18 protein-coding genes are annotated in these 21,448 nt (G+C 73.4%); 10 read left to right on the top strand and 8 right to left on the bottom strand.

The genetic code is table 11. The annotated features are described in order from the left end of the window. Positions 1 to 212: 212 nt before the first annotated feature. A complete protein-coding gene (locus QFZ64_RS02865) occupies positions 213 to 1,247 on the bottom strand; it encodes a DMT family transporter (protein WP_307061966.1) in 1,035 nt (344 codons plus the stop codon). 66 nt (positions 1,248 to 1,313) lie between these two features. Between QFZ64_RS02865 and QFZ64_RS02870 the strand changes: the two genes are divergently transcribed. Together QFZ64_RS02870 and QFZ64_RS02875 are read left to right on the top strand one after the other, a co-directional pair. Further along, the gene (locus tag QFZ64_RS02870) at positions 1,314 to 1,820 is read left to right on the top strand and encodes an Lrp/AsnC family transcriptional regulator (protein ID WP_307061968.1); all 507 of its coding nucleotides are present in this window, start codon (positions 1,314 to 1,316) and stop codon (positions 1,818 to 1,820) included. A 511-nt stretch (positions 1,821 to 2,331) separates the two neighbouring features. Continuing rightward, entirely contained in the window at positions 2,332 to 6,435 is a 4,104-nt protein-coding gene (locus QFZ64_RS02875; RefSeq protein ID WP_307061970.1) for a discoidin domain-containing protein, read from the top strand. A 95-nt stretch (positions 6,436 to 6,530) separates the two neighbouring features. On the opposite strand, the gene QFZ64_RS02880 is transcribed toward QFZ64_RS02875, so the two are convergent. Beyond that, positions 6,531 to 7,418, bottom strand: coding sequence for an alpha/beta fold hydrolase (locus QFZ64_RS02880; RefSeq protein ID WP_307071546.1), 888 nt, complete (start codon positions 7,416 to 7,418; stop codon positions 6,531 to 6,533). A 155-nt stretch (positions 7,419 to 7,573) separates the two neighbouring features. Here QFZ64_RS02880 and QFZ64_RS02885 point away from each other — a divergent pair, with 155 nt between their 5' ends. Continuing rightward, positions 7,574 to 9,601: an AfsR/SARP family transcriptional regulator gene (locus QFZ64_RS02885; RefSeq protein ID WP_307071547.1), complete on the top strand. Its 2,028-nt coding sequence runs from the start codon at positions 7,574 to 7,576 to the stop codon at positions 9,599 to 9,601. Between the two features lie 22 nt (positions 9,602 to 9,623). Here the strand turns inward: QFZ64_RS02885 and QFZ64_RS02890 are convergent, their stop codons facing one another. Continuing rightward, a complete protein-coding gene (locus QFZ64_RS02890) occupies positions 9,624 to 10,529 on the bottom strand; it encodes an alpha/beta fold hydrolase (protein ID WP_307061972.1) in 906 nt (301 codons plus the stop codon). A gap of 178 nt (positions 10,530 to 10,707) precedes the next feature. Here QFZ64_RS02890 and QFZ64_RS02895 point away from each other — a divergent pair, with 178 nt between their 5' ends. Further along, entirely contained in the window at positions 10,708 to 11,193 is a 486-nt protein-coding gene (locus QFZ64_RS02895) for a MarR family winged helix-turn-helix transcriptional regulator (protein WP_307061975.1), read from the top strand. A 188-nt stretch (positions 11,194 to 11,381) separates the two neighbouring features. Here QFZ64_RS02895 and QFZ64_RS02900 read toward each other — a convergent pair whose 3' ends face one another. Continuing rightward, positions 11,382 to 12,161 (bottom strand): NADPH-dependent F420 reductase, encoded by a 780-nt coding sequence (locus QFZ64_RS02900; RefSeq protein ID WP_307061977.1) that lies wholly within the window; start codon positions 12,159 to 12,161, stop codon positions 11,382 to 11,384. A gap of 165 nt (positions 12,162 to 12,326) precedes the next feature. Here QFZ64_RS02900 and QFZ64_RS02905 point away from each other — a divergent pair, with 165 nt between their 5' ends. Further along, a complete protein-coding gene (locus QFZ64_RS02905) occupies positions 12,327 to 13,175 on the top strand; it encodes a LysR family transcriptional regulator (protein WP_307061979.1) in 849 nt (282 codons plus the stop codon). 59 nt (positions 13,176 to 13,234) lie between these two features. Here QFZ64_RS02905 and QFZ64_RS02910 read toward each other — a convergent pair whose 3' ends face one another. Next, complete coding sequence (locus tag QFZ64_RS02910) at positions 13,235 to 13,843, bottom strand: TetR/AcrR family transcriptional regulator (protein ID WP_307061981.1); 609 nt, start codon at positions 13,841 to 13,843, stop codon at positions 13,235 to 13,237. A 193-nt stretch (positions 13,844 to 14,036) separates the two neighbouring features. On the opposite strand from QFZ64_RS02910, the gene QFZ64_RS02915 reads away from it, so the two are divergent. After that, complete coding sequence (locus tag QFZ64_RS02915; RefSeq protein ID WP_307061983.1) at positions 14,037 to 14,963, top strand: NmrA/HSCARG family protein; 927 nt, start codon at positions 14,037 to 14,039, stop codon at positions 14,961 to 14,963. Between the two features lie 10 nt (positions 14,964 to 14,973). Here the strand turns inward: QFZ64_RS02915 and QFZ64_RS02920 are convergent, their stop codons facing one another. Continuing rightward, positions 14,974 to 15,660: a TetR/AcrR family transcriptional regulator gene (locus tag QFZ64_RS02920; RefSeq protein ID WP_307061985.1), complete on the bottom strand. Its 687-nt coding sequence runs from the start codon at positions 15,658 to 15,660 to the stop codon at positions 14,974 to 14,976. A gap of 201 nt (positions 15,661 to 15,861) precedes the next feature. Here QFZ64_RS02920 and QFZ64_RS02925 point away from each other — a divergent pair, with 201 nt between their 5' ends. Next, complete coding sequence (locus QFZ64_RS02925) at positions 15,862 to 16,731, top strand: NmrA family NAD(P)-binding protein (RefSeq protein WP_307061987.1); 870 nt, start codon at positions 15,862 to 15,864, stop codon at positions 16,729 to 16,731. 604 nt (positions 16,732 to 17,335) lie between these two features. After that, positions 17,336 to 17,953 carry an ATP-dependent endonuclease gene (locus tag QFZ64_RS02930; RefSeq protein WP_307061988.1) on the top strand — a complete coding sequence of 206 codons (618 nt, stop codon included), beginning with the start codon at positions 17,336 to 17,338 and terminating at the stop codon, positions 17,951 to 17,953. A 50-nt stretch (positions 17,954 to 18,003) separates the two neighbouring features. On the opposite strand, the gene QFZ64_RS02935 is transcribed toward QFZ64_RS02930, so the two are convergent. Beyond that, complete coding sequence (locus QFZ64_RS02935) at positions 18,004 to 18,282, bottom strand: hypothetical protein (RefSeq protein WP_307061990.1); 279 nt, start codon at positions 18,280 to 18,282, stop codon at positions 18,004 to 18,006. A 119-nt stretch (positions 18,283 to 18,401) separates the two neighbouring features. Next, entirely contained in the window at positions 18,402 to 18,833 is a 432-nt protein-coding gene (locus QFZ64_RS02940; RefSeq protein ID WP_307061993.1) for a MarR family winged helix-turn-helix transcriptional regulator, read from the bottom strand. 224 nt (positions 18,834 to 19,057) lie between these two features. Here QFZ64_RS02940 and QFZ64_RS02945 point away from each other — a divergent pair, with 224 nt between their 5' ends. Next, on the top strand, positions 19,058 to 20,473 hold the full coding sequence (locus QFZ64_RS02945) for a DHA2 family efflux MFS transporter permease subunit (RefSeq protein WP_307061995.1): 1,416 nt from the start codon (positions 19,058 to 19,060) through the stop codon (positions 20,471 to 20,473). 97 nt (positions 20,474 to 20,570) lie between these two features. Further along, the gene (locus tag QFZ64_RS02950) at positions 20,571 to 21,371 is read left to right on the top strand and encodes an IclR family transcriptional regulator (RefSeq protein WP_307061997.1); all 801 of its coding nucleotides are present in this window, start codon (positions 20,571 to 20,573) and stop codon (positions 21,369 to 21,371) included. Positions 21,372 to 21,448 lie beyond the last annotated feature (77 nt).

A 21,448-nucleotide genomic window follows, 5' to 3' on the forward strand; every position in this document is an offset into this window, starting at 1 on the left:
CGGCCCGCCTCACCACCCGTACCTCGTTCCGTTCCCGGTCCGGCCCCGGTCCCCCGGGGCCTGTCGTGCGGATCGGCTCGCGGACGCGGGGACGACACCGTCGGCCCCTGCGGCCTGATCCGAACGACGGACCCGAGCCGGGACCACCGCCGGAGTTCCCCTCCCGGCGCGCCGTCGACCGGTCGCCCGGCAGGCTGCCGACGAGCGCGCCCTCAGCCGGTGCCGCTCCCCCGCGACGCCGCGGGTACGGGATCCGGGACCGACGGCGTCCGCCGTTCCCGGGACGCCGGAACGGCGGACGCGGGCTCGCCCGGTTCGGCCGGCAGGGGATCCGCCGGCTCCCGGCGGGCCGGGACGGGGGAGGCCGCGGCCGGGAGGCATGCGGCGACCAGGCCGCCCAGGATCAGCAGGCTGCCGGCCGCCGCCATGGCCGTGAGGTGCTCGTGCAGGACGAAGACGCCGAGGACGGTCGCCGCGAGGGGTTCGGCGAGACTCAGGGTGCCCACGGCAGCCGCGCCGGTGGTGCGCAGGCCGACGGAGAACAGCCAGTACGCGAGGGCGGTGGCGGCCAGCCCCAGCCAGGCGACCAGCCCGAGTGCGGCCGGCTGCGCGAGGGCGGCGACCGATCCGGCCGTCCAGGGCAGCAGCGGCACCGCACCCAGCAGCAGGGCGAGGGCGGACACCGTCGGCAGGTGGATGCCCGGGTGGTCGGTGGCGAGCCGGCGGGCGTACACGGTGTACAGGCCGTAGCAGACACCCGACGCGGCGGCCGTGAGCAGTCCGAGGACGTCCGGCCCGGCGCCGTCCGGCACGAACAGCAGCGCGCACCCCAGCACCGCGGCGGTGGTGGAGACCCACCATGTGCGGGTGAGGGCCTCACCGGTGACGATGCGGGCGATCACTCCGGTGGCGACGGGGCCGACGCCCAGTGCGACGACGGTGGCCAGCGCGGCGCCGGTGCGGTCGGTGGCGTAGAGGAAGGCCGCCTGGAAGACGCCGGTGGCCAGCGCGCAGACCAGCAGCGGGCGGAGCAGCCCGCGCCCGAGTGCGGGGCGGAGCCCGCGCAGGTGGCGCCGGCAGAGCAGTGCCAGTACCGCGCCGCCGACCACGAGCCGCCAGCCGCCGAGCGCGGCGGGGCTCATGACGTCGCCCGCCAGGGCCTGCGCGGGGCCGACCGTGCCCCACAGCAGCGCGGCCCCGAGAATCAGTCCGGCACCGCCGGAGAAACCGTACTTCTGTTGCCTCATGCCACGTAGGCTAGGTAATGGTTTGAGCAGAGTGACCGGTCACCGAACTTCGTGAGGCGAACAGCTGTGAGCGCGGGACTTGATGCGATCGACCTGGCTCTTTTGCGGGAGCTGCAGAACGATGCACGGCAGACCAACCGGGATCTGGCCGCGAAGACGGGCATCTCCCCGTCGACGTCGCTGGAGCGGGTGCGGCTGCTGCGCGAGCGCGGCCTGATCACGGGCTACCACGCCGCGCTGGACCTCGAAGCGGTCGGCCGGCCGGTGCAGGCACTGATCTCGGTACGCATCAGGCCGCCGGCCCGGGTGGTCATCGAGGGCTTCCGGGAGTGGGCGCACCGGTTGCCCGAGGTGATCGCCATGTTCGTCACCTCCGGCCCGCACGACTTCCTGCTGCACATCGCCGTGCCGGACGTGAACAGCGTGTACGCCTTCGTCATCGACCGGCTCACGGAGCGGCGCGAGGTGGCCGACGTGCAGACGACCATGGCGTACGAGCACGTACGGTCCCGGGTCATCCAGCCGGCCGTCCCGGCTTCCGAGCAGCCCCGGAAGCCCCGTCGGCACGGGTAGGAACACCCGCCGAGAGGGCACGACCGACCGGAACGGACCGGGAAGGGCCGGCCGGCCGGGCCGGGGACCCGCGGGACGGCCGGGCGGGCAACCGAGAGGACCTCGGACGCAGAACTCCAGGGGATCCCAGGAGCCGCACACCGATTGCTTCCGCACCGCCCGGACGGATCCGCCCCGCACCCGCCGTCGGCACCGGGCACCGCCCCAAAGGTGCACCACGGCCGTTCCCGCCCCGACGCGGCGCCCCGTCACGGGCGCCGGAACCCGGCGAAGCCGGGCCGCGGCGGTGCGTGCACAGCACCTCGCGTACGGCACCCTCCCGTTCACTCCCGCAACGGCACGTATCTTCCGCCCACCCCCGGCGCACGTGCCACCGGAAGTGTTTCCCGCACCGGGGGTTGACAGGAGACGTCGCACGACACAGCCTTTGGCAACGTTGTCATAGCGGCCCGCACAGCACAGGTGCGGAGCCGGATCGGGCCAGCGTCGTTTTTGATGGGACGTCACACTTATGCCAGATCAGTCGGGTCCGTCGCGCTCTCCCTCGCGCCGTACCGTCGTCGCCGCGGGCACCACCCTGTTGGCGGGCTTCGGCCTGAATGCCGTGGTCCCCGCGTCGACCGCTGCCGCCGCCCCCACCGGCGCCCCCGAGGGTTCCCCCTCCCACGGTTCCTCCTCCCCCGGCGAGCTGGCGCGGTACCGGCCCGTCACCGCCTCCTCGACGGCCTACGCCCCCACCGTCGGCTCCTTCGTCGTCGACCGGCTCTCCTCCCCCGGCGTCGAGGGCAGCGGCTGGCGCGCCGAGGGCGGCGACCCGCAGTGGATAGCCGTCGACCTCCAGTCGGTCTGCGAGGTCGACCGGGTCCGGCTGACCTTCGAGGCGGACGCCTCGACGCCCGTGTTCACACCCCCCACCGAGGGCAACCCGCACAGCGGCACCACGGGCAAGGAGGTGCAGTCCAGCTACGCGCTGATGTTCGTGGTGGAGACCTCGCTCGACAACGAGTCGTGGACCACGGCGTACCGCACCACGGGGGGCACCGGCGGCGTGGTGAACATCCAGCTCCCGCGCCCGACACGGGCCCGCTGGGTGCGCATGACCTCGCAGAAGCGCTCCAGTCCGCTGCCGCTCGGCCTCAACGGCTTCGAGGTGTACGGCACCCCCGGGGACCACCGCCCCGCGGCCACCGGCTGGACCGACTGGGGCACCCACCACGAGAAGGCCCCGCGCCTGGAGGTGGCCGACGACGGCAGCGTGCCCCTGGAGTCGGGCTGGCGGCTCACCATGGACGACTGGGCCGACGGGGACGGCGCGCAACTGTCCAGCACGTCCGTCGACACCAGCGCCTGGCTGCCGGCCACCGTCCCCGGCACGGTGCTCGCCTCCCTCGTCGAGCAGGGCAAGCTGCCCGACCCGGTGTCGGGCCTGAACAACCTGCACGTCCCGGAGGCGCTGTCGCGCCACTCCTGGTGGTACAAGCGGGACTTCGCGCTGCCGCGCGGTCTGCGCACCGGCTCCGGCCGGCATGTGTGGCTGGAGTTCGACGGCGTCAACCACAAGGCCGACGTATGGCTCAACGGCAAGCGGGCGGGCGACCTCACGTACCCGTTCGCGCGCGCCTCGTTCGACGTGACGCCGCTGCTCGCGGCGGACGGCGAGAACGCCCTGGCGGTGCGGATCACGCCCATGCCGATTCCCGGCAGCCCCGGCGACAAGGGCCCCGACGGCAGTGCCTGGGTGGACGCGGGCGCGGGCCAGATGAACCTCAACTCGCCCACCTACCTGGCTGCTTCGGGCTGGGACTGGATGCCGGCGGTGCGCGACCGCGCGGCGGGCATCTGGAACCACGTACGGCTGCGGGCGACCGGGCACCTCGTGATCGGCGACCCGCGCGTGGACACCGTGCTGCCCGGCCTGCCGGACGACCTGTCGGTCGCCGAGGTGAGCGTGGTCGTCCCGGTGCGCAACGCCGACTCCGCCGACCGGCGGGCGACGGTGACCGCGGCCTTCTCCGGGGTGCGCGTGTCGAAGACGGTCACCGTCAAGGCCGGCGAGAGCGTCGACGTCGTGTTCGCTCCGGACGCCTTCCACGAACTGCGGCTGCGCGACCCGAAGTTGTGGTGGCCCAACGGCATGGGTGAGGCGCACCTGTACGACCTGACGCTCATCGCGTCGGTGGACGGCCGGGAGAGCGACCGGCGTGCCGTCCGCTTCGGTGTGCGCCAGTTCGGCTACGAGTACGACGTGCCGCTGCCGTTCACCGCGACCGGTGACTCCGTCACGCAGACGGTGACCTTCGCACGGCAGGAGGCCCGGCACGTCCGCATCCGGTGCCTGACCCGGGCCTCCTCCTGGGGCAGTTCGCTGTGGACGCTGGCCGTCGGCGACAGCGCGCGGCCCGGCATCGACCTCGCGCTGCACGCGAGCGCCGAGGCCTCCAGCATCGACGAGGACGACCACGCCGCCGCCAACGCCACCGACGGCAACGCGGACACCCGCTGGTCCTCGGCCTACGAGGACGACCAGTGGATCCGCGTCGATCTCGGTTCCGCCCAGTCCTTCGACCGGGTGGACCTCACCTGGGAGCGTGGGTACGCGAAGACGTTCGTCGTGCAGGTGTCGTCGGACGGCTCGCAGTGGACGGACGTGAAGGCGGTCGACAACGGTGCGGTGCCGCTGCCCTTCAGCAACGGTGACGCGAGCCTCCAGGTCGAGGACTTCGACCGGCAGAGCGCGCGTTACGTCCGTCTCGACTGCGGTGTCCGTGCGACCAGCTGGGGCACCTCGTTGTGGTCCTTCGGTGTCATCGACAGCGCCGACCCCGGCACCGACCTCGCACTGCACCGCGACGCCACCGCCTCCACCGCGGAGTCCGGCCACCCGGCCTCGCACGCCACCGACGGCGACGCCGGCACCCGCTGGTCCTCCGCGTACGAGGACGGCCAGTGGATCCGCGTCGACCTCGGCGCCACCCGCTCCTTCGACCGGATCTCCGTCGTCTGGGAGACCGCGTACGCGAAGACGTACGTGATCCAGGTGTCCGACGACGGCGAGAAGTGGCGCGACGTGAAGTCCGTGTCCAACGCGCCGGAGCCACTGCGGATCAGCGTCAACGGGGTGCGGGTGCTGGCCCGCGGCGGCAACTGGGGCTGGGACGAGCTGCTGCGCCGGATGCCGCCGGAGCGCATGGACGCGGCGGTGCGCATGCACCGCGACATGAACTTCACGATGATCCGCAACTGGGTCGGCAGCAGCGACCGCGAGGAGTTCTTCGCCGCCTGCGACCGGTACGGCATCCTGGTGTGGAACGACTTCCCCAACGCGTGGGGCATGGACCCGCCGGACCACGACGCGTTCAACGCGGTCGCCCGCGACACCGTGCTGCGCTACCGGATCCACCCCAGTGTGGTGGTGTGGTGCGGCGCCAACGAGGGCAATCCGCCACCCGCGATCGACAAGGGGATGCGCGAGGCTGTGGAGCGGCAGGTGCCCGGCCTGCTCTACCAGAACAACTCGGCGGGCGGGATCGTCACCGGCGGCGGCCCCTACGGATTCGTCGACGCGGAGCGGTACTTCGACCCGTCGACGTACGGCAGCAAGGACTTCGGGTTCCACACCGAGATCGGCATGCCGGTGGTGTCCACCGCGGCGAGCGTGCGCAACATGACGGGCGACGAGCCGGAATGGCCCATCCGCGGGGCGTGGTTCTACCACGACTGGAGCGAGCACGGGAACCAGGGGGCACCCAACTACAAGGCGGGGATCGAGGCCCGGCTCGGGGAGTCCGGCGGTCTCGACGACTTCGCCCGCAAGGCGCAGTTCGTCAACTACGAGAACACGCGCGCCATGTTCGAGGCGTGGAACGCCCACCTGTGGGACAACGCCTCCGGTCTGATGCTGTGGATGTCGCACCCGGCCTGGCACAGCACGGTGTGGCAGACGTACGACTACGACTTCGACGTCAACGGCACCTATTTCGGCGCTCGTTCGGGCTGCGAGCCGCTGCACGTGCAGGCCGATCCGGTCAAGTGGCAGGTCCTCGCGGTGAACCACACCGCGGCCGACCTGCGCGGCGCGACCGTCACCGCGCGGCTGTACGACCTGTCCGGCAAGGAGCTGGGCCGGCGCCGTACCGCCCGCCTCGACGTGGCGCGGGCGGACACCGCGAAGGCGTTCACCGCGGGCTGGACGGACGACCTGCCCGACCTGCACCTGCTGCGGCTCACTCTGGAGGACGCCAAGGGGCGGGAGGTGTCGCGGAACACCTACTGGCGCTACCGCGAGGCCGCCTCGCTGCAGGCCCTGAACAAGGCCAAGCAGGTCCGGCTGACCGGCGCGGTCACCGAGATGTCCCGCTCCGGCGACCGCCACGGGCTCACCGCGACCGTGCGCAACCGGGGTTCGGCGGTGGCCGCCATGGTCCGCCTGTCCCTCCTGACGGACACCCACGGCCACCGGGTGCTGCCCACCCTGTACAGCGACAACTACCTGTGGCTGCTGCCGGGCGAGTCCCGCACGGTCCACCTGTCCTGGCCGGCCGGGGCGGCCCCCACCCGCCACCCGGTGCTGACGGCGGAACCGTACAACGGCCCTCTCACGACACTGCGGGCCTGAGCCCGTACCGCCCGGCCCACCGTGCCCCCGGTCCCCGCTTCTCGTCGCGGGGGCCGGGGGCACGGTGCCGTCCACCGGCGGCTTCAGCGGACGCCTCAGCGGGCCAGGAGTGCCCTGAGGATCGCGGTGATCTCGTCGGGCGACGTCTCCGCCATGAAGTGGCCCGCCGCGGTGAGCCGGTGGTCCAGGTCCGGGGACCAGGCCCGCCACACCTGGGCCGCGTCGTAGCCGAGCCGGGCGCCCCAGTCCTGCTGGACGACCGTCACGGGCATGGCGAGCTGCGAGCCCGCGTCCAGGTCGGCCTGGTCGTGGGTGAGGTCGATGCCGGCGGAGGCGCGGTAGTCGGCCACGATCGAGTCGACGGCGGCGGCGCTCGCGCGCAGGTAGGCGGCGCGGATCTCGTCGGGGATCGCGGACGGGTCCGTCGTCCAGGCGTCGAGGAAGGAACCGAAGAACGCGTCGGCGCTGTTGGCGATCATCGTCTCGGGGAGCCCGGGCGGCTGCGCCATGAGGTACAGATGGTGAGCGACGGCGGCGGAGACGCCGTGCAGCACGTTCCACATGTCCAACGTCGGTACGACGTCGAGGATGCCCAGGTGGGTGAGGGTCTCGGGGTGGTCGAGGCCGGACCGGAAGGCGACCAGGGCGCCCCGGTCGTGACCGACCAGCGCGAACCGGTCGTGGCCCAGCGATGCAAGGACCGAGACGATGTCGGCGGCCATGGTGCGCTTGGAGTAGGTGTCCTCGTCGGTGGCCCGGGGTTTGTCACTGTCGCCGTAACCGCGCAGGTCGGGGCAGAGGACGGTGTGTTCCTCCGCCAGCCGCGGGGCGATGTGCCGCCACATGAGGTGGGTCTCGGGGAACCCGTGCAGCAGGACGACGGGGCTGCCGCTGCCGGCGACGGCGGTGGACAGTTCCACACCGTCCTCACCGGGCAGGCGGACGTACGTGAAGCCGGGGAGGGCGGGGGTGACGGGGGTCATCGCGGGTGCCTTCTCGCTGTCGGGGAGGTTGACGTGACCACTGTGCGCGGTGCCGATCAGCAACCGATCAGTGCGCGGGCGGGCGCGGGCGGCGCCGCGGCGCGGGTGCCCGGATGATGAGGGGCATGCGGAGCGATGGGCCGGGTGAGGATGCCGTGCGGGTCGATGTACTGGGTGCCGTGCGGGCGCGGCGTGCGGACGGCGGCGCGATCGCCCTGGGCGGGCCCCGGCACCGGGAGGTGCTCGGCAGGCTGGTCGCGGCCGAGGGGCGGATGGTCGGCACCGACACCCTCGTCGACGATCTGTGGACCGCGCCGCCGGCCGGGGCGGTGGGCGCGCTGCGGACCTTCGTCGCCGCGCTCCGCCGGGCCCTGGAACCGGACCGGGCGCCCCGCACCCCGTCCCGCGTCCTCGTCACGGAGGGGCCGGGCTACGCGCTGCGGCTGCCGCGCCGGGCCGTGGACGTGTACCGCTTCGAGGACGCCCTGGCCGCGGCCCGCCGCTCCCCCGACGGCGTGGACGCGCTCGGCGCCGCCCTCGCCGCGTGGCGCGGCGTGCCCTACGCCGACCTGCCCGACGCGGGGTGGGCGCCGCGGGAGCGGACCCGGCTGGAGGAGCTGCGGCTGCAGGCGGTGGAGGTGCGGGCCGGCCTGCTGCTCGATGCCGGTGCGGGCGCGGAGCTCGTGGCCGATCTCGCCGCGCACGCGGGCGGGCACCCGTGGCGGGAGTCCGCCTGGGCGCTGCTCTCCCGCGCGCTCTACCGCGACGGCCGGCCGGCCGAGGCCCTGGCCACCCTGCGGCGGGCCCGCACCCTGCTCGCGGAACAACTGGGGCTCGATCCCGGGCCCGTCCTGCGGCGCCTGGAGCAGGACATCCTCAACCGGTCCGCCGCGCTGGAGCCACCCCGCGCGCCCGGGCAGCGGCTCTCCCCGTACCCGGGGGCGGCGGCGCCGCTGGGCCCCGAGGCGCCGGACGGGCCGAGCGGCATCCGGCTGGGCCCGCGCACCACCGTCGATCTGGCCCGGACCCTCGCGCTGGCGGGCGGGGACGCGCTCGTCCTCTCGCGCCGCGATCGGCTGGCCGCCGTCGAGGCGGCCGAGCGTACGGGGGACGCCGTGCTGACCGCCCGCGTCATCGGCGCCTACGACGTCCCCGCCGTCTGGAGCCGTGCCGACGACCCCGCACAGGCCCGTGCCGTCGTGGCCGCCGCCACGCGGACGCTCACCGCCCTCGGCCCGGACGCCCCCGCCGGGCTGCGCGTCCGTCTGCTCGCCACGATCGCCGTCGAGAGCCGGCCCGCCGACTCGTCGGGTCCTCGCGCGGAGCGGGCACGGGCCGCCGCGCGGGAGGCGGAGTCGCTGGCACGCGGCGCGGAGGATCCCGAACTTCTGGCGTTCGCCCTCAACGGGGTGTTCCTGCAGTCCTTCGCCCGCCCCGGCCTCGCTCCGCGGCGGGATGCGATCGGCGCGGAACTGGTCGAGCTCGCCGGGCGGCGGGAACTGCCGGCCCACGCCATCCTGGGTCGGCTCGTACGCCTGCAGTCCGCGTCGGCGCTCGGCGATCTCGACGCCGCCGAGGCACACGCCCGGGCGGCGGAGCGACTCGCCGCCGTGCACGAGTCACCCCTCGTGCCGGTGCTGACGCGCTGGTTCCGGGTCCGGGTCGACGCCGCCCGCAGTGCCGAGCCCGGCGGGCCGTCCGCCGCCACGGTCGCCGCGGCCTACCGCGCTGCCGACGGCGCTCTGGGGGCGGCCGGGATGCCGGGGCTGCACCGCGGGCTGCTGCCGCTCGCCCTGCTCGGACTGCGTCTGCTGCACGGCCGCCCGGCCCCCGCCGACGAGCGGCTCGACTGGGGACCGTACCGCCCCTGGGCGGCGCCGCTCGTCCTTCTCGCCCGGGACCGCACGGAGGAAGCCCGCGCCGCGCTGGCCGCGACTCCCGAGCCACCGCGCGATCACCTGCAGGAGGCGCTGTGGTGCCTCACCGCGCGGGCCGCCGTGCTCCTGGACGCGCCCGCGACCGCCGCCCGCGCGGCTCACGCCCTGCGTGACGCGCGCGCCGAACACGCCGGCGCCACCACCGGGATGCTCACCCTCGGCCCCGTGGAGCGCTACCTCTCGGCGGCCGAGGCCTGCGCGGCGCGGGCCGGCGTGGAGGCTCCCGGCGGCCGGCCGGCCTCGTGAGGGCACGGCCCGCCGCCGGGTCTCAGACGCGGCGGGCGGCGTCGACCTTCGCGAAGAACGGCAGCAGGGCCTTCGCCAGGGCGTCGGGCGCCTCCAGCGCGGCGTAGTGACCGACGCCGTCCAGTGTCACCGACTCGACGCCGTGCGGGCCGGGTCCGTTCCCGCCCGCCACTGCCCGGGACAGGGTGCCGGTCGTGAACGGGGCGCCACCGGCGTCGACCGCGAGCACGGGTACGGTCAGGCCGGGGCTCTCGGCCAGCGCCCTGATCCCGGCCCCCTCCCCCAGCATCGACCGGTAGAGACCACTCGCCCCCCGCCAGCCGTCGGGGCGCGCGTACGTGCGGGCGAACTCCGCGAGGTCGGCGTCGGTGACCACGCCCGGCCTCCCGAGGACGAACCGCTCCATGAACTCCCGCTCACGACCGGCGAGAAGGAGTTCGGGGACACCGGGGGCGGCGAGCACGCCGATGTACCAGGCCCCGCCGCGGGTGACGTCGGCCAGTGCCTCCAGGCCGAACCCGGGCAGGCCCGTCTCGATCCCGGTGAGGCTGAGCACGCTCGCGGGGTGCGCGGCCGCGAGGCGGAACACGGTCGCCCCCGCGATGTCCTGACCGGTGACATGGACCGGTCCCACGCCCAGCAGCTCGACGAGCAGGCGCAGGTCCTCCGCCGCCGTCGCGCTGTCGTACGGGCCCGGTCCGTTTCCGGAGTCGCCGAAGCCGCGCAGGTCGACGGCGAAAACGCGGTGCGTCTCGGCCAGCAGCGGGACGAGCCGGTGGAACGCCCACCAGGTCTCGGGGAATCCGTGGACGAGAAGCACCGGCGAGCCGTCGGTGCCGGCCGCCGTGTAGTGAAGCCGTGTGCCGTTGACCTCCGCGTGGTGGTGGGTGAGGCCGGGGACGGTGGCACCCGGGGGTGTGATGTTCATGGCGGTCCTCATGGTGTGCGTCGCGATCTCGCCGCAGCACGTGCGGCGTACGGGCATGTGCGTGCGTGTGCGGCACACTCTGCCGACTCTTCGACAACCCTGTTGTCCATTGCTCCGCCACAATAGACAACAAGGTTGTCGCTGTCGAGGGTCCTAACCCACGACGTACGCTGCTGCCATGTCACGTTCCGGCGCCGATCTCGCCCTGCTCCTGCTGGGGGGCTTCCGCTCGCTGGTGGATTCCGCGACGGCCGAGCTGGCCCGGCGCGGGCACGAAGGGGTGCGCCCCGCCCACGACTTCGCCATGCGGGCCATCGCCGCCGGCGCCGACAACGCCTCCGAACTCGGCCGCCGCCTGTCGGTCACCAAGCAGGCGGCGGCCAAGACCATCGCGGTACTGCAGGAGCGCGGGTACGTGACCCGTGACGCCGACCCCCGCGACGCCCGCCGCAAGCGGCTCAGGGTCACTCCGCTCGGGTTCGAGGTGATGCGGCAGGGGGAGGAGATCTTCGACGAACTGCGCGAGCAGTGGGAACGACGCATCGGCCCGGCCGAACTCACGCGCTTCGAGGACCGGTTGAGAGATCTCGTCGGCACGGATCCGGTCCGGCTGGACGCGCCCGGCTGGGTGGCCCAGGACCTCGGAGGCACGGACGACCGATAGCGGCTCGGCCGGGCGGCCCGAGCTGACCCGCTCGACCAACAGCCGCCTACCGAAAACGGCCAGCCGGGCATTTACGGTGGGACACGAAGACCTCCGTGCGGTGAGTTCCTGGACAGCTCCCACCGCACCGGAGGTCATCGTCATGTTCAAGGTCTACCGAATGTCAACGATGCTCGTGGTCAATACACCTAGTCCATCCGGAAGCCCGCGGGGCCGCGTTCCGTCGCGGCGGCGAGTTCCTCGACCCGGGCGGCGGGCAACGGCACGCCGGGGGCCTGCTGGACCCAGGCCACCAGTTCGGCGGTGGTGAGGCCGGCCGGCGGCGGGCCCACGTACGAGAACGCGTACAGGGGGGTGTTGGGCTCGCTGCGCCAGCTGTCCGCGAGTGGGCCGAGGTCCACGGTGTCGAAGCCGAGGGCGTCCAGGAACGCCGCTGTCTCCTTCTTCGCGTCCGGGTCGTCGCCGGACACCGGCAGCGCGGTGCGGTCGGGGGCTCCGGCCGGGCGGAAGAGGTCGAGCAGCTGTCGGGGACCGATGTTGTGCAGGGCCTTCACCACCCGGGCCCCGGGGAGACCGCGCTGCACCAGTTCGCTGGAGGTGAGGGCGTCGCTGTCGAGTTCGGGCAGGTTCCAGCCCGGCTTCGGCGCGTAGTTCATCGGGTCGATGACGATCCGGCCCACGAGTTCCTCGCGCGGCAGCCCCTCACGGGCGGCCAGCGGCACGGCCGCGAGGACCATGTCACCGGCACGTGCCGCCTCGGCGGGCGTCGCCGCGCGCGCCCGACGGCCGAGCCGGGCGACGAGATCGTCCAGCGTGCCGGGGCCCCGCGAGTTGCTCAGGACGACGTTCAGGCCCGCGTCGACGGCTCGGCGGGCGACCCCGGCGCCGACCATGCCGGTACCGATGATGCCCAGGGTCGTAGTGCTCACTTCTGTTCTCCGTTCGGGTGTACGCGCACACCACGCCACGCGTTACGGCGTCCGGTACCGGTGGTCGGTGGGGGGACGCGGTGGCCGTCGTGGTGGACCCTCGTCCGCCGCGGTGTGCTCGGTGTCCATCACAGTTCATGCGGGCCGGGCGAACAATGAGCGGATCGAATCGGCAGCGATCACATTTTGTGATAGATCAGGGTGGTGGAACTGAGAGCGCTCCAGTATTTCGTGACCGTCGCCGAGGAGCTGCACTTCGGGCGTGCCGCGCAGCGGCTGAACATCGTGCAGCCGGCCGTGAGCCAGCAGATCGTACGGCTCGAACGGGAGCTGGGCGTCCGTCTGCTGGACCGCACGTCACGCCGGGTGCGGCTCACCCCGGCCGGTGGGCGCGTGCTCGCCGCTGCCCGCGAGACCCTCGCCGCCGCGGCCCGGGTACGGGTGGTGGCCGGGGAGCCGGCGGCCGCGTTGCGCATCGGTGTGGCCTCCTGCGTCACCGCACGCCTCGACCGGGCGCTGTCCCGCCTGCACGAGGCCGAACGTCCCGCCGAACCGGAACTGGTCGATCTCCCGGTGGCCGCGCGCCTCGACGCGGTGCTCGGTGGTGACCTGGACCTGGCGCTGGTCCGCGGCACGCTCGCGTCCACGGCACTGACGGTCGTGCGGGCCTGGTCCGAGCCCCTGCACGTGGTGTTCGGGCACACGCACCCCGCCGCCGGCATGCCCTCGGTCACGCTTGCCGACCTCGCCCCGGACGGCCTGCGGCTCCCCTCCCGGGACAGCGACCCGCCCCTGCACGACGCGATCCTCGCCGCGCTGCCCCTGGCCCCCGCGCGGCCGCCTGCCGGGGACATGCTCCATGTGCTGTTCGAGGTGGGCCGGCACCCGGGGGCCTGGACGCTGATGCCGGCGGAACAGCTCGCCCTCACCCGCTCCGAGCGGCTGCTCCAGGTGCCCCTCACCCCGCCGGTGACCGTCGACGGGCACGTCGTCACCTCGCGCGCCACGCCCGAGTCCTGCGTGGCGTCGTACGTGGCCGCGTTCACGGACTGACCCGACGCGGGTTCGCGCGTTCCGGGGGTGTCACGTGCGCGTCCGCCCGGCCACCGATGTCAGGGACGTGGCCCCGCGGACGCCGGTACGGCGCGCTCCGCGGCCGGTTGCCCGGGGCTCACCCCGCGGACCGTCAGGTCGAGCAGCCTGCGTGCCTCGACGGCGGCTTCCGGGCGGCCCTCCGTGGCCAACGCGATGCCCGTGACCAGGGCGAGCAGCTCCGCGGCGGTGACGTCCGGCGCCACCGCGCCCGCCTGCGCCGCGCGTCGCAGCAGCGGTTCCAGTCCGCGGCAGAGCACCACCGCGCAGACGCTCTCGTGGGACGGGTCGTCGAGCCCGTCCTGGGCCAGGGCCTCCCCCATGCCGCGGGCGGAGGCGCTGTAGTCGGTGAGCGCGCCCAGCCATTCGAGCAGTGCGGCACGGGCGTCGGAGGCGCCGGTCAGCGACTCGGCGTGGGCACACAGCGACTCGATCCGCTCGCCGAACACCGCCCGCAGCAGCGCGCGTCGGCCGGGGAAGTGCCGGCGCACCGTGGCTGAGCCGACCCCCGCGAGACGGGCGATCCGTTCGAGGGAGGCGTCCGCGCCGTGGGCGGCGACCTCGCGCTCGGCGACGGCCAGGATGCGCGCGTAGTTGCGCCGGGCGTCCGCTCGCTGACCGTCGGGCATGGCGTCCTCTCCTGGTTGCCAAGTGGCGGGGGCCTCCGTATCGTACCCGGCACATAAACGGCGGGCCCCGCCGTTTAGGGCCGTCCCTCGTCGTGCCCCAGCACTCCGGCACTCGACATGCCGCAACTACGTCCGCCACGGCAAGCACCGCCACAGCCACAGCCACAGCCACAGCCACAACCGGAGGAACACCATGACCTCAGCACCTGCACCGGCACCCGCATCCGCACCCGTCCTGGTCACCGGGGCCACCGGGCACCAGGGCGGTGCCACCGCCCGCGCCCTGCTCGCGTCGGGCGTGCCCGTCCGGGCCCTGGTGCGCGACGCGAGCACCGACCGGGCCAGGGCGGTCGAGGCACTCGGCGCCGAGCTCGTCACCGGTGACCTCTACGACCGCGACTCCCTGGTCGCCGCTGCCGAGGGAGCCCGCGCGGTCTTCTCCGTACAGCTCCCGGACATCGGCGGGCGCGGCTTCGAGGGTGAACTCGCCCAGGCCGTCAACCTCATCGGGGCCGCCAGGACCGCCGGGGTGCCGCAGTTCGTCCAGACCACGACCTCCGGGGTGGGACGGCACACCTCCTGGGTGAAGGACCACTGGGCCTTCATGGAGCCCTACTTCGCCACGAAGGCGGAGATCCAGGACCGCGTCCGGGAGGCGGGGTTCGCACGCTGGACGCTGCTCAAGCCGTGCTACTCGATGGAGAACTTCCTGCCCTCCGAACACGACGTCATCCCCCGCGGCCTCGAGGGGGGACTGGTCAGCCTGCTCAAGCCCACGACGCGGCTGGCGCTCGTCGCCCTCGACGACATCGGCAGCGCCGCGGCCGCGGCGATCGCCGAGCCGGAGCGGTTCGACGGCGTCGAGCTGGAACTGGCGGGCGACCGGCGCACGATGACGGAGATCGCGGACATCCTCTCCCGCGTCTCCGGCACCGAGCTGACCGCGCCCGACATGACGCGCGAGGAGGCGGTCGCGGCCGGCCTGTCCGGCGCGGGGCACGGGCAGGCCTCCCTCAACGACCACCCCCAGCCGGCCGACCCGGCCCACGCCCGCGCACTCGGCCTGCCCACGACCGACTTCGAGACCTGGGCACGCACGTACTTCCCCGTGGCCGCCTGAGCCCGGCGGGTCAGCGCCGCAGCCACTCGTCGAGCAGGGCGGCCTCGACCTTGCTCAGCATGGGCAGTTGCGGCAGGAGTGTCCGGAACGCGGCGACGACGGCCGCCGGGTCCCGGGTGGACACGACGGGCTCGTCGACGAGAACGGCGCGCGCGACCGCGTCGAACGCGGCGTCGGCGAGCTGCGGATCGCTCTGCTCCGGCGGCAGACTCAGCAGGGTGTGCACGGTGCCGATACCCGCCGCACGGATGAGGTGGACGGCGCGTTCCTCGCTCACCCGGAGCAGCCCGGCGGCCGCTATCCGGTGCACCCGCTCGGCCAGGATCCGCACGCCCTTGACCTCCGCCGGGGTCTCGCGCGCGCGGACCGGGTCGAGCAGGAGCGCGAAGACGTGCGGATTGGACACCCCGAAGTCGATCTGCGAGCGCCATCCGGCACGGAGGTCCTCGACGGGGTCCTCCGAGGGCGGGGCGGTCTGTTTACGGGCCACGTGCTCGGCGAAGACATGCTCGGCGGCGGCGTCGACCAGGTCGTCCTTGCCCTGGAAGAAGCGGTACAGAGCGGGGGGCTGCAGCCCGGCCTCCTGCGCCACGCGACGCGTGGTCACCGCAGCGGGTCCCTGTTCGCGCAGCAGGTCGGCCGCGACCCTCACGATGCGCTCCCGGGTGGTGTCTCGCCGCTCCGTCTTCGAAACCATGAACACGATGATATCGCCCGAGTGAGACAGCTGATGTTTCCGTTGATACTTCTGACGTGAGCCTGCAAGGAGACGAATGAAAGCGCACGTCAGAATGGTCTGGCGCCCTTGTGCGCAACTCGGCGTGACCAATGGAAATATCAGTGATACTGTTCACTTCGTCGTCATCGTCTCATCGGCACAACGAACGGGGAGTCACCCATGTTGATCGTCACCGGAGCCACCGGCCGCCTCGGGGCGCTGATCGTCGACCGCCTGCTGGAGCGGGTGCCGGCCGAACGGATCGGTGTCAGCGTGCGCGACGTGGACAAGGCCGCCGGTCTCGCCGCACGCGGAGTCCGGGTTCGGGCGGGCGACTTCACCGAGCCCGGCAGTCTGAAGCACGCTTTCGAGGATGCCGAGCGCGTCCTCGTCGTCTCCGCCTCCCTCTGGGGCGACGCCGCGGTCGCCGCGAACAGCGCCGCCGTCGACGCGGCGCGCGAGGCGGGCGCCCGGCGGATTCTCTACACCAGCCACCAGGCCGCCTCCCCCACGTCCCGCTTCCTGCCGCAGCCCGTCCACGCGGCCACCGAGGAACACCTGCGGCGACAGGGCGTCCCCTACACCGCCCTGCGCAACGGCTTCTACACCGCCACCCTGCAGCACTACATCGGCGCGGCGCTGGAGACCGGCACGCTCGCCGTGCCGCAGGACGGCCCGTTCTCCTGGACGGCCCACGAGGACCTCGCCGAGGTCGCCGCCGCCGCTCTGGCCGACGACGCGGACGGGACGCTCGACGGCGTCACGCCGCCCCTGACCGCGCCCCGCACGCTGGACTTCGCCGGTGTCGCGGAGGTTCTCGGCCGCCTCACGGGCCGCGCTGTCGCCCATGTCGTCATGGGTGACGACGAGTGGATCGAGGGGGCGGTCGCCGCCGGCATGCCGCGTCCTGCGGCGGAGTTCTCCCTGACGATGTTCACCGCGGCCCGCGACGGCGAGTTCGACGTCACCGGCTCCACCCTGGAATCCGTCATAGGCCACCCCGCCCGGACCGTCGAGGAGGTCCTGGCACCCGTCGTGGGCACCCGGTGAGCCCGCTGAGGCTCCGCCCCGTCGCCGTGACCGCCGACGGAAGCCGGATACGGACGGCGGCCCGGCGTCGCCTGCTCGTCGTCCACCCGGTCCACCCGGTCCACCCGGTCCACCCGGTCCTCCCGCGACGTCGGACGCTCGCCCCGTGACGACGTCAGCTCGGGGGCGTGCAGCGTGGCCAACGGCTCGGGGCCCGCGTACTGCCGGCAGGCGCAGCGCCGGGGGGCCTTCTCGGGGGTGTCCGTGTCGGCCCCGCCCCCGCCCCCGTCCGCTTCGCCGTTCTTGACGGACGCGTAAGCAGAGCCCGTCCTTGGCGTCGTGATAGGCGAGGTGACGCCCGCAGCCGCAGACCGGCTCCGGCCCGGCCGACTTATTCTCCCTGGCCTGTCGGCGATCGGCCACGGCCCGCTTCAGCCGGTCGTACGCGCCGCCGGCCGCATAACCGCTCGCCAGGATCACCAATGCGCCTCGAACCCCGTCATCGCTCCCCCCTGCGTCGACTGTGACCCGAGCCTTGCGGACAGGTCCGGGCCGGCACCGTGACGGAACACGAACAGTCACAAAATCGTGTGCCGTCGCGGACTCGGCGGTGCAGACTCGCCGCATGGTGGACATGGGGACGTTCCGGAACGCGGTGGTCCGTCGGGCGTCCGGGAGGCCGGCCGGGGAGGCGGAGGAACTGGCCGGGCAGGCGGGGGTGCGTGCGGCCGTTCTGGTGGAGGGGGCCAGTGACCTCGCCGCCGTGGAGGCGCTGGCCGCGCGGTGCGGGCGGGACCTGGCCGCCGAAGGGGTGTGCGTCGTGCCGATGGGCGGGGCGATGAGCGTCGGACGGTACGCCCGGCTCCTCGGGCCGGAAGGTCTCGGGCTGCGCCTGTCGGGATTGTGCGACGTGCGCGAGCGGCCCTTCTTCGACCGCGGCCTGCGGCAGGTCGGGGCGCCGGCCGACGCGGTGTTCGTGTGCGTGCGCGACCTGGAGGAGGAACTCGTCCGCGCGCTGGGCGCCGACCGGGTCGAGGGAATCGTCCGCGACGAGGGCGAACTCCGCCCTTGGCAGACGTTCCTGCGCCAGCCGGCGCAGCACGGCCGGCCCCGGGAGCAGTTGTTGCGGCGTTTCCTCGGTACGAAGAAGGGCCGCAAGATCCGCTACGGGCGGCTCCTCGTGGAGGCTCTCGACGGGGAGCGGGTGCCGGCGCCGCTCGACGGGCTGCTCCGGAGCCTGTGAGCGGCGCGTGACCCGCGCGTGTGCGGGCGTACTCCCGCGCTCTCCTCGGGCTACCGCGCCAGTACCCCCACCGGAACGAGCGTCCGCAGCGGGGTGGCCGGGTGTCCCGCCTCCGGGGCGCCGAGGAGCCCGCCGACCAGGGGCGCTCCCGGCGCCGTCGCGGACGGGGCGGGGCGCGGCCTCGGCGGGGCCGGGGCGGCCTGCGCGCGGGCGGACGCCAGGAAGGCGGCCGTCAGGACAGCGACGGAATCGGAGACGAAGAGACAGCAGGCACTGGCTATTTCCTTGATCATGCCGATGCCGACGAACATCACCCGGCCGGGAAACACCCACCGGCCCCGCGTTCCTCCGGAACGGTCATCCAAGACGGCAGGGGTCACCCAAGACGGCGGGAGCCACCCGGGACGGCGCGGGACCGGCCGAGCGGCACGGGGAGTGCGCGCGTCCTTCAGCCCGTCGCCTCCCGGATACGGGCCAGGAGCGCGCGCAACCGGTCGCGGTCGGGCGCGGTGAGGCCGGCGGTCGCCTCGGCCAGGGCACGGCGGTCGATCTCCTCGGCCTCGCGGTGGCACTGGCGGCCCTCCTCGGTGAGGCGCAGCAGGAACGCCCGCCGGTCGTGGGGGTGCCGGACCCGTTCCACCAGCCCGTCGCGTTCCAGGCTGTCGACGATGGTGGTCGCGGTCCGGGCCGCGATGCCCGTCCGCTCGCTCAGGTCGCGCATCCGCAGCGGTTCCTCGGCCCCGGCCAGCATCCGCAGCGCCCGCAGCCGGGCGACCGACGCTCCCCCCGCGCGCAGCCGCACCTCCACGAACTGCCGCAGTCCGTGCGTCGTCTCGTACAGCTCGTCGACCAGGACGTCGCTGCTGCCCTGCACTGCCATGGTGCCCACCTCGTGCCCACCTCGCGTCTCGTGGACGACCATTCTATGAGTACGCACATAGTGTGTATGCTCAGCAAGTGCTTCCACGTCGTCCCGGACAGTTCGTTCCGCGCCCGCACAAGAGCCCGCACAAGAGTCCGTCCAAGGGGCCGCACGCGAGGCCTCGGCGCAGTCCGCGCCCCCGTCCCGGCGCATGGCTGAACCAGCGCCTGGTCGTTCCCGTCATGTGTGTGAGCGTGACCTTCATCGCGATCGTCGACGGCGCCATCACCACCGTGGCACTGCCCTCGATCGCCCGTCAGTTCCACTTGACGACGGCCGCGCTGGACGGCGTCGTCGTCATCTACCCGGTCTGTCTGGCCATGGCGATCCCCGCCTCCGCCTGGCTGGTCGAGCGGTTCGGCGGCAAACAGGTGCTGCTGACCGCGCTGGCCGGCTTCCTCGTCTCCTCGCTGCTGTGCGGCACCGCCGCCACGCTGGGTCAACTCGTCGTCTACCGGGCGGTGCAGGGGCTGTCGGCCGGTGTGCTGTTCCCCGCCTCGGCCGCGCTGCTGTTCAGCACGTTCACCCCCGAGGAACAGGTACGCATCTCGCGCTACATGATCATTCCGCAGCAGATCGCACCGGCCGCGGCACCCGTCCTCGGCGGTCTGCTGGTGGACCACCTGAGCTGGCGGTGGGTCTTCTACGTCAATCTCCCGGTCGGGCTGCCCGCCCTGCTGTTCGGCGCGGTCTTCCTGGCCGCCCCGCGCGGCAGCCGGCCCGGCCGCTTCGACCTGCCCGGTCTGCTGCTCAGCGCCTCCGCGCTGGGCACGTTGATGTTCGGTGTGTCGGAGGGGCCCAATCGCGGCTGGTCGTCGACGGCCGTCCTGGTCTCCCTCGTGCTCGGCGCGGTGCTGCTGACCGCCGCCGCCCTGTTCGAACTGCGGGCAAGGCATCCCTTGCTGAAGCTGCGCCTGTTCGGCAACCGGCTCTTCCGCGACACCAACCTGCTGAATCTGGTCGGCCTGATACCCATCATGGGCGCCATGTACATCGGCCCGCTCTTCCTCCAACAGGCCCAGCACCGCTCCGCCCTGGAGTCCGGGCTGACCACCTTCCCCGAGGCGTTCGGCGTGCTGCTGACCGTCCAGTTGGTGGGCGTCGTCTACGCCAGGGTCGGCCCGCGCCTCATCATCGGCTGCGGCACCACCGGGGTGTGCGCGGTGCTGCTGCTCTTCGCCACCTGCGACGCGCACACCGGCCTGTGGACCTTCCGCGGCTGCATGTTCCTCCTCGGTGTGGCCATGGGCTGCTTCTTCGTCCCGACGACGGTGGCCTCGATCGCCACGATCGACCGGCCGGACCTCGCCCACGCCTCCACCCTGAACACCGTCGTCCGCCAGACCGGCGGCGCGCTCGCACCGGCCGCGGTCACCACGGCGCTCGTCCTGGGCACCCCGCGGGCGGCCGCCGCGAACCCGCCCATCGGCGCCTATCAGCACACCTATCTCGCGCTCGCGGCGATCGCCGCGCTGACCGCGGTGTTCGCCTTCACACTCCCCGCCGGCCCCTCCCGCGCCGCGGCCCGCGCCGCCACGACCACCGCCGACGGCCGCCCGACAGCCCCTGGGCAACGGCGGGAACAGCACGACGCGTGAGGCGTGACGCGGCGGCGACACCGGACCGGCCGGGAAGCGCGTACGGGTGATTGGGTAGGATGGTCCGACCCTCGAACACCACCCGGCGGAGGCCCTCGTGACCAGATCGACGCGGTCGTCGGACGCCGACCGTGGCGACCAGGCAGACATCCAGGCGGTCAGCCGGGTCAGCCAGATCCTCTCCCTGTTCGACACGGCCACGCCCGAGGTGACCGCCGCCGAGGTCGCCGAGCGGCTCGGGCTCAACCGCACCACGGCCTACCGGTACTGCACCTCGCTCGCCGCGGCCGGCCTGCTGGAGCGCACCGCCGAGGGCGGCTACGTGCCCGGTGCGCTGCTGCTCCAGCTCGGCGCCTTCGCCATCGGCCACCGCCGGGTGGTCAACCTGGCGCCCCGTCACATGCAGGCGCTCTCGCGTGCCACACGCTCCAGTGTGGTGCTCAGTCTGTGGGGGCTGACCGGTCCGGTGGTCTCCCGGGTCGAGGAGAACCTCTCCGCGGTCGTCGTCGTCTCGGTGCGGGTCGGCAGTCATCTGCCGCTGGACACCGCGCAGAGCAGGATCTTCCTCGCCTACCACGCCGACCAGCTCTCCATGGAGCGGCTGATGGCCAACCTGCCCCATGCGGCGCGCGAGGAGCTGCGCGCGGACGTGGAGCGGGTGCGTGCCGTCGGACACTGCTCGGCGATGAGCACCCCCGGCGTCGTCGCGGTGGCGGCGCCCGTGTTCGACGAGTACGGCATCTGCGCCAGCATCGCCGTGGTCGGCCCGGACAACACCCTGTCGATGTCCGACGACGCCCCCGAACTGCGCATCGTCGTCGACACCGCGCGCGAGCTCACGCGTGAACTGGGCGGCCACTACCGGCCCGACGACGACCTCGGCCGACAGGCAGTCTGAGACATCCGCCGCCATGGGCCGGTCGTACGCATGCGTGTGCGCGGGCCCGGAACAGGGTGCCCGCGCACACGCGCGCA

The organism is Streptomyces sp. B3I8, from assembly GCF_030816915.1.
Classification (GTDB): domain Bacteria; phylum Actinomycetota; class Actinomycetes; order Streptomycetales; family Streptomycetaceae; genus Streptomyces.